The following is a 14,884-nucleotide window of genomic DNA, read 5'->3' as shown; positions in this document are numbered from 1 at the left end:
CGGGATCGTGACCTGTAGCGCGCGGTTATCGAAAGTAGCGCGCATACCCATGCTCCCGCGTCCGATCCCCGGAAAAAGGTGCGCAGGGCAAGAAATTGATGCCCGGGTCACATGGGCATAACCTGTCTCCACAATTCGGCCCTGGGCGAAGGGTCGGACCACCCTCTCCGTTCACCAAGGCGCGCGGAGATCAGTTCAACCGGTGCGCCAGCGTCACCGTGCGGCGGAAGCGCTCCACCTCGCCCTGCAGGTCGTAGGCCTCGAGCACTACCACGTAGGGGCCGATGCCGGCCTTGCTGCCGTCGTCGCGGATGCCATCCCAGCTCACCGCGCCCTCCACGCCCAGCAGCGCATTGTTGAGCAGCTCACGCACCGGGCGTCCCGCCAGGTCGAACACCGTGAGGCTGCCGGTGAAGCCGGGCTGCTCGAAGCGGTAGCTCACCGTCAGCAGGTTCTGATAGCCGTCGTTGTCCGGGCTGAAGATGGCCGGCTCAATGGTGATCGTGCCGGAGGCCTGGGGCGCCTCGCTGAACTGGCTGTTGAGGAAGCCCGGCGTGGCCCAGCCCGCCAGCTCCGCTGCGCTGTGCCAGTTGGTGCGGTCGTCCGCCGGTCGCGCGGGGTCCACCCGCTCCAGGCTCACGCCCTCGATGTCGTTGAGCAGCTCGAAGTGCAGGTCGTCATCGTAAGCGAAGCGCTCCAGGGTGTCGCCCCCGGCGGTCAGCAGCACCACCACGCCCTCGCCGTTGTTGTAGCTGGGCAGGTCGGTCTGCAGCGCCCGTTCCGCCACGGTCTGCGGGTACGCGTTCAGCAGGTAGGGCAGGTCCTCGGTGACCACCACGTACTGCCCGGGCAGCAGCAGCACCGGCTGGGTGCTCACCGGCAGCGGGCTGGTGATCTGGCCGTCCGTTTCGTTGGCCAGCACCAGGTCGGCCAGGCTCAGGGTCTTGCTGCTGCGGTTGTAGAGCTCCACGAAGTCGCTGCCGCCGGTGCGCGGGTCGTACAGCACTTCGTTGATCACCACATCGCCGGCGGCCGGCGTTTCCGGCAGGGCCAATGGCGCGGTGTTCGCCGTGCCGATGGCGTTGCCCGGGCAGTCCTGCACGTTGGCCGCCGACACCGTGTACAGCTGGCCCACGGTGAGCGCGGTGGCCAGGTCCAGCCGCACGGACAGCGCGTTCTCCACCACCACGGCGGTCACCGCCACGGGCGGGTCCAGCGTGTAGGTGCCGGCGGCCAGGGAGGCCAGGTCCATCGGCTCGCTGAACAGCAGCCGCACCTGGTCCGGCGCGAGCACCTGGGCCGCCTGCAGCGCCGGAGCCTGCGTGTCGGGCACGATGGCGAACACGCTGTTCTGCCCACCGGGCGTGCCGCCCTGCGGAGCGGTGCTGGCCGTCCAGTTGGCGGCACTGCTGCACGGCGTGGTGGGGTCGCGGCGCTCCAGGCTCCAACCGCCGTCGTCCTTCACCGCATCGGCGTACCAGGCCAGCGCGTAGGTCACCGTGTCGATGGAAAGGCCGTTGTCGTCGCGCAGGGTCAGCGGATCGCCGTCGTTGTTCAGCGCGGGGAAGCCGGCGATGGGCACCACCGTGCCGAAGCCGGCGAAGAGGGTGGCGCTGGCGTCGTCCGTGAGGATGGCGAAGGTGCCGGGGGGCAGCAGCACGGACGGCAGGGCCGCCGGTGTGCCGCCGTCGCTCAGGGTCCAGCCGCCCAGGTCGAAGGTCTTGGTGGTGCTGGTGTTGAACACCTCCACGAACTCGGCCTCCGGCAGGCCCACCGCGGGGGTGGGGTCGGCGAAGATCTCGTTGATCACCACCTCGCCCGGCAGCGCCTCATCAGGCACGAAGTAGCTGAAGTCCGTGCTGCTGGCGCCGGCGGCATTGCCCGCCAGGTCCTCGGCCCCGTTCGCCGCCAGCGTGTAGGTGCTGCCACTGGTGAGCGGGCTGCCCGGCGTCAGGTGCACCAGCGCGGGGTCCAGTCCGTCCAGCACCGCGGCGCTCACCCCGATGGCGGGCAGGATGTCGAAGCTGCCCAGCGCCGCGCCGTTCAGCGGTTCGTCGTAGGAGACGTCCACGGTGGTGGCGCTGGTGGCCGTCACGCTCACGATCGACGGCGGCGTCAGGTCCACGGGGATCGGCCCCACGCTGATGTCGTCGAAGAAGTGGTTGTTCACCGGGCTGGCGGCCGTGCTCTGCTCGATGCGGATGCCGAAGTGCGTGCAGCTGCCGTGCGTGGCGTCGGTGGCGCTGCCGGCCAGGGTGTAGGTGCCGGTGGCGCCGTCGTCGGTCTCCAGCGTCCACAGGTCGGCGGCATCGCGCTTCACCCGGATGCGGAAGGGGTTGTCGCTGCTGCTGTTCACGATGCCGTCCGCGCTGGCGATGAGCGAGGTGCCCGTGCCCGCATCGCTGCGGAAGAGCTCCACGCGGTCGGCCGTGCCGCCGATGCGCACGTAGTAGCCGTCCACCCCGCTCGCCAGGTCGGCCGCGCTGCTCATCAGGTACACGTCGGCGTAGTTGGCCCCGCTGGTGCTGAACTTCAGGTTCACGAAGAACTCCCACTGCGCCGCCGTGGCCTGCGTGCTGGGCGTGCTCAGGTGGTAGTTGGCCGCGCCGGGGCTGTTGCTGCGCAGCTGGCCGCCCACGCACACGAAGAGCGCGGCATCGCCGCTCCACACCGGCCCGTTGGTGAAGTCGTTGTCGTTGAAGTCGTCGGTGAACTGGCCGGACGCGACCAAGGTCGCCAGTGCGGCGAACGACCCCGACAAGGCGCGGAACGTGGCGCGGATCATGGACTTCAGCGTGCGAGGCAAGGTAGTACTTTCGACCCGCGTTGAACGTGAAGTGAACAGCATGAAGGTCGCGGTCGTCGGTGCCACCGGCCTGGTCGGTGGGGTGATGCTCAAGGTGCTCGAGGAGCGCGGCTTCCCGGTGGATGAGCTGCTGGCGGTGGCCAGCGACCGCAGCGCGGGCCGCTCGGTCCGCTTCCGCGGCAAGGATGTGCCCGTGATCGGCATGGAGGCCGCCATCGCCGCCCGCCCCGCCATCGCCCTGTTCTCCGCCGGGGGCGCCACCTCGCTGGAGTGGGCCCCGCGCTTCGCCGAGGTGGGCTGCACCGTGATCGACAACAGCAGCGCCTGGCGCATGTTCCCGGACAAGAAGCTCGTGGTGCCCGAGGTCAATGGCGATGTGCTCTGCGCCGATGACCGCATCATCGCCAACCCGAACTGCAGCACCATCCAGCTGGTGATGGCGCTGGCCCCGCTGCACCGGGCCTACGGCGTGGAGCGCGTGGTGGTGAGCACCTACCAGGCCGTCACCGGCACCGGCATGAAGGCCGTGCAGCAGCTCGAGAACGAGCGCCAGGGCATCCGCGGCGACATGGCCTATCCCTTCCCGATCGACCGCAACGTGATCCCGCGCTGCGATGCGTTCACCGACAACGGCTACACCAAGGAGGAGATGAAGCTGGTGAACGAGACGAAGAAGATCCTGGACCCGTCGATCCGCGTGACGGCGACCGCTGTGCGCGTGCCCGTCACCGGCGGCCACAGCGAGGCGGTGAACATCGCGTTCGCGCGTGAGTTCGAGCTCGACGCGGTGCGCCGCCTGCTGCGCGAGGCCCCGGGCGTGGTGGTGCTGGATGATCCCGCGAGGGACGAGTACCCCATGCCGCTGCTGGCGCACGACCGCGACGCGGTGTTCGTGGGCCGCATCCGCCGCGACGACACGCAGCCCCGCACCCTCAACCTGTGGATCGTGGCGGACAACCTGCGCAAGGGCGCCGCCACCAACGCGGTGCAGATCGCGGAGCTGCTGGTGGCCCGGGGGCTGTTGGCGGACCGGGGTGCGAGCGCTCTCATCCCTGGCACCTGAGGGGTTCGTCCGCCGATCGGTTGCGCGAGGTCTGATCCACCCTGCATTATCTTGGCAGAGATGTTCAGTTGGAGGTCCATCTCCTGCGCCGTCTTGGCGCTCTATGGGCTCGCACCGGGCACCGCCTGCGCCCAAAGCGAGCCTTCCAAGGCGGTGGTGATCTCCGGGAACGTCCTCAATGGCGGCGCGGTCCAGTTCGACCACCAGAGCGGGCCTTACGACCTGATGAGCGGCCGCCACGCTATGGGCTATGGCTTGTCCGTGGGTATTCGGGAACGGGTCTGGAGCGGAAGGCTGGCACTCGGGGTGGACTTGGAGTACGTTCGGCTCCCATTCACTTTCAGATGGCAGATCAACGCCAAGGAAGTTTATGGTGTTGACTATCCTTCACAACGGGAAGGTTATTCCCCGGAACGGATGGGGTTGGCGGTGTTCTGGGCCGGCGGTGATCTCGGCCTATCGCGAGGTCCGCAACTACCCTATGTTCATGTCGGCTTTGGGCTGGGCTGGTCCAGTTTGGATTTCTATCCGCGTTTCGGGTCTCGCAGCGTTCAAACCCGCGATCAGCCGGACATCCGCTACAACATCTTCACGATGACCTCCGAGCACCGCAACGGCTTCGTGCCTTTGTTGCGCCTGGGGCTGGGCAAGGAGTGGCAGTTCGGGAACACCAACCGCCTTGGGGTGACGGCCTTCGTGCAGTGGTCGTGGGTGGACGACTTCAACAGCGGTACCTATCTGGCCTATCCGGGCACCACCAGTGAAAGCCGGGGCACGTGGAACCAGGGGTTGAACTACATCGGCCTGAAGGTGCACTACGCCATGGGCTTCGGTCCGGGCAATGTGCCGAGGCACTTGCGCGATATCGAGTAAGTCCATGAGCGGATCGCAGCGATCCCTACGGTGTGCGCTCTGTGCGGTCCTTCTTTCGGGGTCCCTCGGTGCGGCAGCTCAGGATCCGGTGCGCGGCATGTGGGCCAACAATGCACTCGGGATCTCGGTGGGCCGGTTCTGGTCCCTTCCACCGTCGATCAGCTCCACCAGTGGTCCGGATCGTGCGGCCAGGTTCATTCGATTCCGTCAGTGGAACTTCGGGCTTGGGTACGAGCACTTCATGCATAAGGGCTGGTCCTTGGGTGCACGTGTGGATGTCACCCAGCCCTACTTCGGCGCAGAAGGGCAGGTGGACGACCCGGCGCATGGCAATCCACCGGGGTCGAACACAGCACGCTTGACCGGTTTGAAACGGCTCAATGCCGCCATCATTTACATGGAATGTATGGCCACGGCCGGACTCCCGGTGATCGTGGGCAGGCGTTGGCGCCTGGATGCGGCGTTCGAGTTGGGCGTCAATCCTGGCGTGAGTTCCAGTACGGGGACCTCGATCGGCCACACTGCACTCACAGATACGGGTAGGATCTACGTGTTCTCCGCAGCTCTGGGTGTGCGCGGTGCCGACTGGTGGCCCATGTTCGGCCTCGAGCTCAAGTCTTCGTACCGCCTCGCCAACCATGACCGGCTCACGGTCGCCCTGGAGGGTCGGTTGTCCGGGACCACCTATTGGGAGGGAGCGTACTCCATATATGCTGGAGGCCCTTCCCCTTCGACAGGCACCTTCTCCGGTCACCTGGCCTACATCGGTTTCCGCATGGGCTATGCGTTCACGTGGGGCCCGCCCCGAAAGCCCAGGTGGATGCGCCGACAGGAGGCGGCCGGCAGGCCCGTTCCCACGCCTTGATCACACCGGTCACCACCTGAGGCCCGTCATCGGCGCCGCGAACCGATGGCCCTACCTTGGTGTTCCATCGCTTTCCCGCCATGCTGCACCGCCTCCTCGCCCTGCCCGCCCTGCTCACCGTCGCCCTGCCCGTGGTGGCCCAGATGCCCGATAGCGCCAACGCACCGGTGGTGGCCTACGGCCAGGCCGCGATCGGGGGCCTGGGAAGCACCTTCACCCCGCTCACCCTCACCGAGCTCCGCGGCATCACGGACAACTCGCGGATCCTGGGCCAGGACCTCAGCGGCCACCAGGAACAGCTGCTCGTGCAGGGCTACGGCTCCGTGAGCATCGCCATGGACCTCGGCCTCGTGCTCGGGCGGGTGAAGGCGGACGGCCGGCGCCGGGGACCCGAGCTGCGCCTGGGCTACGTCTTTGTGCCGGGCGTCACCACCGGCACCAGCTGGTCGCGCACCGACCGGGCCGCGTACGACACGCTCACCTCCGTGGTCACCGGCCAGGCCTATGCCGTGGACAGCGTGCGCACCAGCACCCTCACCGCCGGGCTCCAGGCCAGCCTCATCGCCTTCGATGCCAGCCTGCTCTTCCGCACACGGAACACGAACCGCGTCACCTTCTTCGGCGGCATCGGTGCACTGGGCGGGGCGGCCTTCAACAGCGCCATCACCGTGGAGGAGCGCATCGACCGCGGCCTGGAGAGCGCCTCCGGCTACGGCGAGCTGGCCTATCAGGAGCTCACGGACGAGACGCGGAGCGAGCGCTACGCCCAGGGTGACGGGGCCTGGTATGGCGGCTACATCCCGCTGGGCATCGACCTGCGGCTGGGCCGCAAGCGCGGCTTCTGGCGCATGGTGCATCTCTATCACGAGCTGCGGCCCATGGTCACCTTCTGGGACCTCCCCGGGGTGGGCGTGCGCAGCGGCGTGGGCATGCAGGGCCTCTTCGGCCTGCGGATCGATACGAGCTACTGAGCGCGCTCCGGTGCGGGGGGCTCACCGGGCGCGGGCCCGGACGTGGGCGGGGCCTCTTCCGGCGCTGCGTGGGCGGGCTTGCGCTGCTGCAGGATGAACAGCGCCATGCCCACCGTGATGGCCGCATCGGCCAGGTTGAACACCGGCCGGAAGAACACGAAGTGCTGGCCGCCCCACACCGGCAGCCAGGCCGGCAACCGCCCTTCCCACAGCGGGAAGTAGAACATGTCCACCACCGCCCCGTGGAGCAGCGGCGCGTAGCCGCCCCCTTCGGGCAGCAGCACCGCCTTCTGGAAGGGCGTGCTGGCGCTGAAGAGCACCCCGTAGAAGGTGCTGTCGATGATGTTGCCCAGCGCGCCGGCCAGGATCAACGACAGGCTCACCACCAGCCCGGTGGAGGCGCCTTTGCGCACGGCGTTGCGGATGATGAGCGCGATCACGACCACCGCCGCGATGCGGAAGAGCGTGAGCAGCAGCTTGCCCGTGTCGCCGCCGAACTCCAGCCCGAAGGCCATGCCGCGGTTCTCGATGAAGTGCAGGTAGCCCTTGCTGCCCAGGATGGGGATGGCGCTGTCGTAGTAGAAGGTGAGCTTCACCCACACCTTCAGCACCTGGTCCGCCAGAAGGACCAGTGCGGTGATCAGCATCGCACGCTTCACGCCCTCGGGGTTGATGCCCGGGCGATCAGCTGCCCATCTGCTGCTTGGCCTCGATGCTCAGGGTGGCGTGCGGCACCAGGCGCAGGCGCTCCTTGCTGATCAAGCGGCCGGTGACGCGGCAGATGCCGTACGTCTTGTTGCGGATGCGCAGCAGCGCGTCCTCCAGGTGCTTGATGAACTTCTCCTGGCGCGCGGCCAGCTGGGCGGTCTCCTCGCGGCTCAGCGTCTCACTGCCGTCCTCGATCATCTTGAACGAGGGGCTCGTATCGTCCGTGCCGTTGTTGTCGGTGTTGGCCAGCGTCTGCTTCAGCAGGTCGTAGTCCTTGCGCGCCTCCTCCAGCTTCTTGAGGATGATCTGCTTGAACTCCTCGAGCTCTTCATCGCTGTAGCGCTCCTTGTCGGCGGATTCCAAAGTGGACACTTGTTTCTTGACGATCGGGGCGGCCTTGGGCATCACGGGGGCTCCGCTCATCCGGACCACGGGAGCGGAGGACCTCTCCTCCTTCACGGCGGCCGCCTTGGCCGAGGAGCGCGTCTTGGGTTCGGGTTTCGCGGGCGCCGGCTTGGGGGCCGGGGCCTTGGCCACCGGTGCGGGCTTGGGCGCGGGTGCGGCCTTCGGGGCCGGGGCCGGTTTGGGTGCGGGTGCAGGCTTGCTCACCGCCTTGGGCGCCGGTTTCACGGCGGCTTTCGGGGCGGGCTTGGCGGCAGGCTTCGGAGCGGCAGCGGGCTTCTTGGTCAGGTCTTTCTTCACAGGAACGGGTTTCTTGGCCACCACCCTCTTGGCCACGGGCTTCTTCGGGGCCGGTTTGGCGCTCGCCTTCTTGGCCGGCGCGGCCTTCTTCGCAACGGGCTTCACCTTCTTGGAAGGGGCGGCCTTCTTCGCCACGGTCTTCACGGCCTTTTTCGGCGCGGCTTTCTTCGCCGCCGGCTTGGCGCCGGCCTTCCTGCCCGCCACAGCCTTGGAGGAGGCCGGCTTCACCGGCTTCTTCGGTGCGGCCTTCCTGGCCGGCTTCGCAGCCTTTCCCGCTTTGGCAGGACCTTTCGACTTGGCGGGCTTGGCGGCCTTTTTCTTCGGCGCGGGCTTGGGGGTGGGTTTCTTGGCCATGGCGACCCTCCGGTTTAAGGATCCGCGAATATAAGCCCCTTGCCGCTTACGAGGCCACGCGGGACAAGGCGATCCGGCACCCCACCCCATCCTCCAGGTCCACGGCGTGCACCACGGCGCCCGGCAACCCGCCGGGGTCGTCAAGCAGCTGAGCCACAGGGGTTAAGGCGAGGGTCTCGGCCGTGATGTAGGCCCCGAAACGCGCCACGGCGGCGGCGACCGCCCCCTCCGCACCAGCCCCGATCCGCATCTGGATCCGGTCCGTCACCTCGAAACCGCTCTCCTTCCGCAGGGTCTGGATCCGGCTCACCAGCTCGCGGGCGATGCCCTCCTGCACCAGCTCGTCCGTGAGGGTGATGTCGAGCGCCACGGGGAGCGGCCCATCGCTGGCCACGCTCAGCCCCGGCACGTTCTCAGCGGTGATCTCCACATCGTCGCGCAGCAGCTCCACCTCCTGGCCCTCCACGCTCAGCTGCATGCGGCCGTTCGCCTCCAATTCGGCGATCTGCGCTTGCGAGAACGCGTTCACCGCCGCGGCCACGCTCTTCATCAGCTTGCCCATGCGGGCGCCCAGCTTCTTGAAGTCGGGCTTGATCTTCTTGGTGAGCTTGCTCTCGCTGGCGTCGAGGATCACGAGCTCCTTCACGTTCACCTCGCTCAGCACGAGGTCGCGGATGGCCTCCAGGCGCGTGCGCATCGCCGCATCGGTCACGGGCACCAGCATCTTCTGCAGGGGCTGGCGCACGCGGTGCCCTTCCTTCTTGCGGATGCTGAGCACGAGCGAGGTGAGCTTCTGCGCGAGCGCGGTGCGCTGCTCAAGCTCGGTGTCGATGAGCGACTCGTCGTGCTTCGGCCAATCGCTCAAATGCACACTCGTGCCCTTCAGGTCGCGGTACAGGCGATCGCTGAAGAAGGGCGCTATGGGCGCGCTCAGCATCGCGATCACTTCCAGGCAGCGGTGCAGTGTGCTGAACGCGGCGTTCTTGTCCGCACCCAGCTCGCCTTTCCAGAAGCGACGGCGGTTGAGGCGCACGTACCAGTTGCTTAGGTCCTCCACGACGAAGTCCTGGATGGCGCGCGCGGCGATGGTGGGCTCGTAATCGGCGTAGCTCGCATCGGCCAGCTTCAGCACGCTGTTGAGGCGCGAGAGGATCCAGCGATCGCTCTCGGTGAAATGCCCCTCATCCCCCGACCCCTTCTCCCGGGGAGAAGGGGAGAAGCCATCGATGTTCGCGTAGAGCGCGAAGAAGGTGTAGGTGTTGAAGAGCGCGCGGAAGAACTTGCGCTGCACCTCCGTGATGCCCTCCGCGTCGAACTTCAGGTTGTCCCAGGGCGAGGCGTTGCTGATCATGTACCAGCGCACCGCGTCGGCGCCATACTGGTCCAGCGTCTTGAACGGATCAACGGCGTTGCCCAGTCGCTTGCTCATCTTCTGGCCCACCTTGTCGAGCACCAGGCCGTTGCTCACCACGGTCTTGTATGCCACGCTGTCCTGCGTGAGCGTGGCGATGGCGTGCAAAGTGTAGAACCAGCCGCGCGTCTGGTCCACGCCTTCTGCGATGAAGGCGGCGGGGAACTTTTCCTTGAAGGTGGCCTCGTTCTCGAAGGGGTAGTGCCACTGCGCGTAGGGCATCGCGCCGCTGTCGAACCACACGTCGATCAGGTCGGTCTCGCGGTGCATCGGCTTGCCGCTGGGCGAAACGAGCACGATGTGGTCCACATACGGACGGTGGATGTCGATGCGGTCGTAGTTGGCATCGCTCATGTCGCCGGGAACGAAGGCAGCGTACGGATCGGCAGGCAGGATGCCTGCCTGTACACTGCGGGCGATCTCCTCCTTCAGTTGCTTCAACGAACCGATGCAGAGCTCCTCGCTGCCGTCCTCCGTACGCCAGATGGGCAGTGGGATGCCCCAGTAGCGGCTGCGGCTGAGGTTCCAGTCCTGCAGGTTCTCCAGCCAGTTGCCGAAGCGGCCGGTGCCGGTGCTCTCGGGCTTCCAGGTGATGGTTTTGTTGAGCGCGATGAGCCGGTCCTTCTTCGCGGTCACGCGCACGAACCAGCTGTCGAGCGGGTAGTAGAGCACGGGTTTGTCGGTGCGCCAGCAGTGCGGGTAGTTGTGCTCGTACTTCTCCACCTTGAAGGCGCGGCCCTCGGTCTTCAGCTTGATGGCGATGCGCTCATCGACGCTGAGGTACTTGTCGCGCCCCTGCTTCTTCGCTTCCGCAGCCTGCTCCTCCGCGCTGAGGTATTCGGCCTTCACGTACTCGCCCGCGAAGTCGGTCACTTCGGGCTTGAAGCGGCCGCGGAGGTCCACCAACGTCAGTGAACCGATGCCGTGCTGGCGCGCCACGCGCTGGTCGTCCGCACCGAAGCTGGGCGCCGTGTGCACCACGCCGGTGCCGTCCTCCGTGGTCACGAAGTCGCCGCCGATCACCTTGAACGCGTCGCCGCCCTCCGGTGCCGCGTACGGGAGCAGCTGCTCGTAGCGGATGCCTTCGAGTTGGTGACCGAAGAACTCATCGAGGATGCTCCACGGGATGTTCTTGCCATCCTTCTTGGCCTCATCCCCCGGCCCCTTCTCCCAAGGAGAAGGGGGGAATGCAGTGGTCTCAACCTTGTTCTCCTCCTTGAAGTACGAGTTCAACCGGGCCTTCGCGAGCACCACGGTCTGCGGCGCGTGCGTGTAGGGGTTGAAGGTCTTCACGCGCACGTAGTCCAGCTTGGGGCCCACGGTGAGCGCGCAGTTGCTGGGCAGGGTCCACGGCGTGGTCGTCCACGCGAGGATGAACACATCCCCGAACGCGTCCTTGAAGAGCCACTCGCTATTGGCATCGTGCTTCACCTTGAACTGCGCCACCACGCTGGTGTCCTTCACCGGCTTGTAGGTGCCGGGTTGGTTCAGTTCGTGGCTGCTGAGGCCCGTGCCCGCTGCGGGGGAATACGGCTGGATGGTGTAGCCCTTGTAGAGCAGGTCCTGGTCATGGAGCTGCTTCAAGAGGTGCCACACGCTCTCGATGTACTTCGTGTGGTAGGTGACGTAGGGCTTCTCCAGGTCGAGCCAGAAGCCGATGCGCCGGGTGAGGTCGTTCCACACATCGGTGTAGCGCATCACGGCCTTCTTGCACGCGGCATTGTACTCCTCGATGCTGATGGTCCTGCCGATGTCCTCCTTGGTGATGCCCAGCTCCTTCTCCACGCCCAGCTCGATGGGCAGGCCGTGGGTGTCCCAGCCGGCCTTGCGGTCCACGCGGTGGCCCTTCTGCGTTTGGTAGCGGCAGAAGATGTCTTTGATGGTGCGCGCCATCACGTGGTGGATGCCGGGCAGCCCGTTGGCGCTGGGCGGACCCTCGTAGAACACGAAGGGCGGCGCGTCCTTGCGTAGCTCCAGGCTTTGACCGAAGGTGTCCTCGGCCTCCCACTGGGTCAACACCTCCTCGGCGAGCCTGGGCAGGTCGAGCTCGTCGTACTGCGGGAAACGCTTGTTCATCGCGGCCTTCTACGGGGCCGCGAAGATAGCCGGGCGGCTTGCACCGTTACATCGTCCCCTTCAGCATCCGGTTCCAGTACAGCCACGGCAGCATGTACTTCTTCAGCACCCACATGCTCCACAAGGGCTTGCTGGTGTCGAACAACCTGCTCAGCAGCGGATCGCTGTCGCGCACGTTGTCGTACTTGAACTCGGCCAGGAGCATCTTGCCGTAGCCCGTCACCAGTGGACAACTGCTGTAGCCGCTGTACTGCTCGGTGCTGAGCGCGCCGTCCTTGATGCGTTGCAGGATGTTGGCCACCACCACGGGGGCCTGCTTGCGGATGGCCGCGCCGGTCTTGGCCGTGGGCAGCGCGGCCACGTCGCCCAGCCCGAAGATGTTCGGGTGGCGCTTGTGCTGCAGGGTGTGGATGTCCACCTCCAGCCAGCCTTTGTTGGGCCCGTCGGCGTAGGCCAGCGGCGAAAGCCGAACGAAGTCGGGTGCGCTCTGCGGCGGGGCCAGGTGCAGCATGTCGTACTTCATCACGATGGTGCTCTCGCCCTCGATCTTCTCCGGCAGGCCCTGCTCCTCGGTGATCACGCAGTGGTTGTCGCCGGGCTTGCTCCACCTGAAATGGATCTCCCGCTTCGCCGGATCGATGCGGATCGGATTGTAGAAGGTCTTCAGGATGATCTCCTTCTTGCGCACCACATCCTCCAGCGCGGCGCGGAAGGGCTGCACACCGAAGATCACCGAACCGGGCGTCGCGAACACCAGCTTGGTCCTGTCGCGCACGCCGCGCCTGCGGAAGAACTCGTCCGCCAGGTAGGCGGCCTTCTGTGGTGCGCCGCCGCACTTGATGGGTGTGGACGGCTGGGTGAAGACCGCCACACCGCCCTTGAAGCCTTGCATTACGCGCCGTGTCTTCTCCGGGTCGATGTAGTTGCTGCAGACCACCTCCGTGGCCAGGGCTTCGCGCAGGCCGGGCAAGCCATCGAGGTCCAGCTTGATGCCCGGGCACACCACCAGGTGGCCGTAGGTGTAGGCCTTGTCGTTCGTGGTGCGCACCGTGTTCGCCTCCGGCTCGAAGACGGCGGCAGCCTCGCGGATGAGCTCCACCCCTTCGGGCACCACCGTTGCTTCATCGCGCCGGGTGTCCTTCATTTCGAAGGTTCCTGCGGCCACCAAGGTCCAGGCCGGCTGGTACCAGTGGTCGCGCGCGGGGTCCAGGATGGCGATGCGCAGCTTCCGGTCTTTGCGATGCAACTGCGCGGCCGTCATGATGCCGGCCGTGCCTCCGCCGATGATCAGTACGTCGTAGTGGGCGTTGGCCATGGTGCTCGGGTTTGGGACCACCAAGCTGGGCACGGGGGCGCCCCGGGAGCAGTGACATCGGTCACCGGGCCACCTTCGCCCAGGCGGCGCGGAGGCGGGCATGCCGCTGCAACAGGCGCTGAAGGCGCGTTTCCGTGGCTTCGCCCTTGGCCTTGATCAGCGCCACCAACGCCTTCCGTTCCGCGGCGCTCCAGTCCTCCAGGTCGTGGATCAGGTCCAAGGGCAGCGCCACGAGGTATAGGGCGGCGCGCTCGTCGGGTGTCCATTCCTTCCGATCGCCCACCGGCAGGCACCGGCACAGCCGTTCCAGCGCCCGCCGCATGGCCAGCACCCGGTCGCCGCCATGGTGGTCGGCCACATGTGCTGGCAGGGCCGCTGACAGGGAGGCGGTGTCGAGCACGGGCCCGTCCTGCGCACCCACCGGAAGTTCGAGGCCCTCGGCCACCAGCGCCTTGAGCAGCTTCAGTGGCACCGGATGGCCCTTGCGCGATGCGAGCTTCCTGAACTCGCGTTCCGCCACGCGCCGCAACGAGGCGGTCATCGGCCGGAAGCCCAGCCGGTAGTAGAACCAGTAGGCGCCGCTCCTGAGGCCATCGGCGTTGCCATGCCCCAGCTGGTAGTTCTCCGCCTCGAAGCAGGCCACGCCGAAGCGCTGATGGTACAGCCGCAGCAACTGGGCGAAGAACCACGCGCTCTCGCCGCCGCGCAGGGCGGGGAACACGTTGATGCCCACCTTGCTGCGGCCGGGGAAGATCCACGCCCCACCATAGGCGAGCGGCACCCCATTGCGAAAGGCCATGAAGCCCACGTAGCTGTCGAAGGGCAGGCGGTGCGGCACATCGAGGTGGAAGAGCGCGATGCGCAGGCCCCGGCCCAGGTCGAAGAGCTCCACCGCGCCGGCCCAGGTCACCGGGTCGGTCTCGCGTTCCTGCACGGCCAGCACGATCCTGGCGGTATCGATGAGGCCCTGCTGCTGCGCGTGTGTGAGCCGCACGGGCGGAGGCACCGCGCGCGCCAGCTCCGCCTGCAGGTCCACGCCTTTGCTCAACCCCTGCGGATGGCAGAACGGCGGGGCCGATGGTGCCCGCGCGGTGGTCAGGTCCAGGCCGGGCGCACCCTCCACGGCCACGGTGATCATCATCCGTGCCCACAGCGACTCGCGCAGCGCTTCGGTCGCGGGCAGCCCGTCCAGGGTGCTCACCAGGGCACGGAGCTGACGGCGCGGATCAGGGCCGAAGAGCACGGTCAGCAGGTCGGGGCCGTCGGCGGCAGGCATGTCCACGGATTCCTGCTCGGCTTGGGGCAGCAGGGGGCGGAGGGTCTCGCGCAGGTCGTCCAGCTCCTGTTCCACGGAGACGAGCCGCATGTGTGCGGCCCACCGTGCCAGCATCCAGCGCACCAGGGAGAGGCTGTAGATCCCTTGGGTCGGCGCACCGGCGAGCCCGCTGTTCACCAGCTGCGCGCTGATCGGACCCTGCCCGCCCACCTTCGCAAGGGCCGTGGCCACCATGCGGTGCTCGTCCACATCGGCCGGATGGGCCAGCAGGAAGAGGAGCAGGTCATGCCATTCCTTCAGGGCTTTGGGGGAGCGGATCGGGCGTTCCAAGGCGGCCTGCAGCAGGCTGCGCCGTTCCTCCCCGGTCGCCCGGGGAAGTGTGCGACGCAGGTCGAGGACGTCCGTGGTGGTCAGCGGGGTGGCCATGCTGCAAGATGCGAACCGTACGGCTCTTCCATGCGAAA

General features: G+C 67.1%; 11 protein-coding genes. 5 read left to right on the top strand and 6 right to left on the bottom strand.

Features of this window, described 5'->3' with window-relative positions; all coding sequences use genetic code 11:
• Positions 1-190: 190 nt before the first annotated feature.
• On the bottom strand, positions 191-2,785 hold the full coding sequence (locus IPM49_11070; protein MBK9275065.1) for a lamin tail domain-containing protein: 2,595 nt from the start codon (positions 2,783-2,785) through the stop codon (positions 191-193).
• A 61-nt stretch (positions 2,786-2,846) separates the two neighbouring features.
• On the opposite strand from IPM49_11070, the gene IPM49_11065 reads away from it, so the two are divergent.
• The 4 genes from IPM49_11065 (at position 2,847) to IPM49_11050 (ending at position 6,578) form a co-directional block, all read left to right on the top strand.
• On the top strand, positions 2,847-3,869 hold the full coding sequence (locus tag IPM49_11065; protein MBK9275064.1) for an aspartate-semialdehyde dehydrogenase: 1,023 nt from the start codon (positions 2,847-2,849) through the stop codon (positions 3,867-3,869).
• Between the two features lie 93 nt (positions 3,870-3,962).
• On the top strand, positions 3,963-4,742 hold the full coding sequence (locus IPM49_11060) for a hypothetical protein (GenBank protein MBK9275063.1): 780 nt from the start codon (positions 3,963-3,965) through the stop codon (positions 4,740-4,742).
• A 241-nt stretch (positions 4,743-4,983) separates the two neighbouring features.
• Positions 4,984-5,607, top strand: a complete 624-nt coding sequence (locus IPM49_11055; protein MBK9275062.1) for a hypothetical protein — start codon at positions 4,984-4,986, stop codon at positions 5,605-5,607.
• A gap of 80 nt (positions 5,608-5,687) precedes the next feature.
• Positions 5,688-6,578, top strand: coding sequence for a hypothetical protein (locus IPM49_11050; GenBank protein ID MBK9275061.1), 891 nt, complete (start codon positions 5,688-5,690; stop codon positions 6,576-6,578).
• Here IPM49_11050 and IPM49_11045 read toward each other — a convergent pair.
• Together IPM49_11045 and IPM49_11040 are read right to left on the bottom strand one after the other, a co-directional pair.
• Complete coding sequence (locus IPM49_11045; protein MBK9275060.1) at positions 6,572-7,225, bottom strand: lipoprotein signal peptidase; 654 nt, start codon at positions 7,223-7,225, stop codon at positions 6,572-6,574. The genes IPM49_11050 and IPM49_11045 overlap by 7 nt on opposite strands.
• Positions 7,226-7,262: 37 nt before the next feature.
• Positions 7,263-7,691, bottom strand: a complete 429-nt coding sequence (locus IPM49_11040; protein ID MBK9275059.1) for a TraR/DksA family transcriptional regulator — start codon at positions 7,689-7,691, stop codon at positions 7,263-7,265.
• Between the two features lie 310 nt (positions 7,692-8,001).
• Between IPM49_11040 and IPM49_11035 the strand changes: the two genes are divergently transcribed.
• Positions 8,002-8,376, top strand: a complete 375-nt coding sequence (locus IPM49_11035) for a hypothetical protein (GenBank protein ID MBK9275058.1) — start codon at positions 8,002-8,004, stop codon at positions 8,374-8,376.
• A gap of 12 nt (positions 8,377-8,388) precedes the next feature.
• On the opposite strand, the gene IPM49_11030 is transcribed toward IPM49_11035, so the two are convergent.
• From IPM49_11030 to IPM49_11020, 3 genes are all read right to left on the bottom strand, one after another.
• Positions 8,389-11,829: an isoleucine--tRNA ligase gene (locus IPM49_11030; GenBank protein MBK9275057.1), complete on the bottom strand. Its 3,441-nt coding sequence runs from the start codon at positions 11,827-11,829 to the stop codon at positions 8,389-8,391.
• Between the two features lie 46 nt (positions 11,830-11,875).
• The gene (locus tag IPM49_11025; protein ID MBK9275056.1) at positions 11,876-13,144 is read right to left on the bottom strand and encodes an NAD(P)/FAD-dependent oxidoreductase; all 1,269 of its coding nucleotides are present in this window, start codon (positions 13,142-13,144) and stop codon (positions 11,876-11,878) included.
• Between the two features lie 61 nt (positions 13,145-13,205).
• Positions 13,206-14,846 carry a hypothetical protein gene (locus tag IPM49_11020; GenBank protein MBK9275055.1) on the bottom strand — a complete coding sequence of 547 codons (1,641 nt, stop codon included), beginning with the start codon at positions 14,844-14,846 and terminating at the stop codon, positions 13,206-13,208.
• Positions 14,847-14,884: the final 38 nt, after the last annotated feature.

The sequence above is a fragment of the Flavobacteriales bacterium genome, from assembly GCA_016715895.1.
Classification (GTDB): domain Bacteria; phylum Bacteroidota; class Bacteroidia; order Flavobacteriales_F; family PHOS-HE28; genus PHOS-HE28.
Note: the sequence above shows the minus strand (reverse complement) of the source record. Positions and strands in the feature narration are given on the sequence as shown.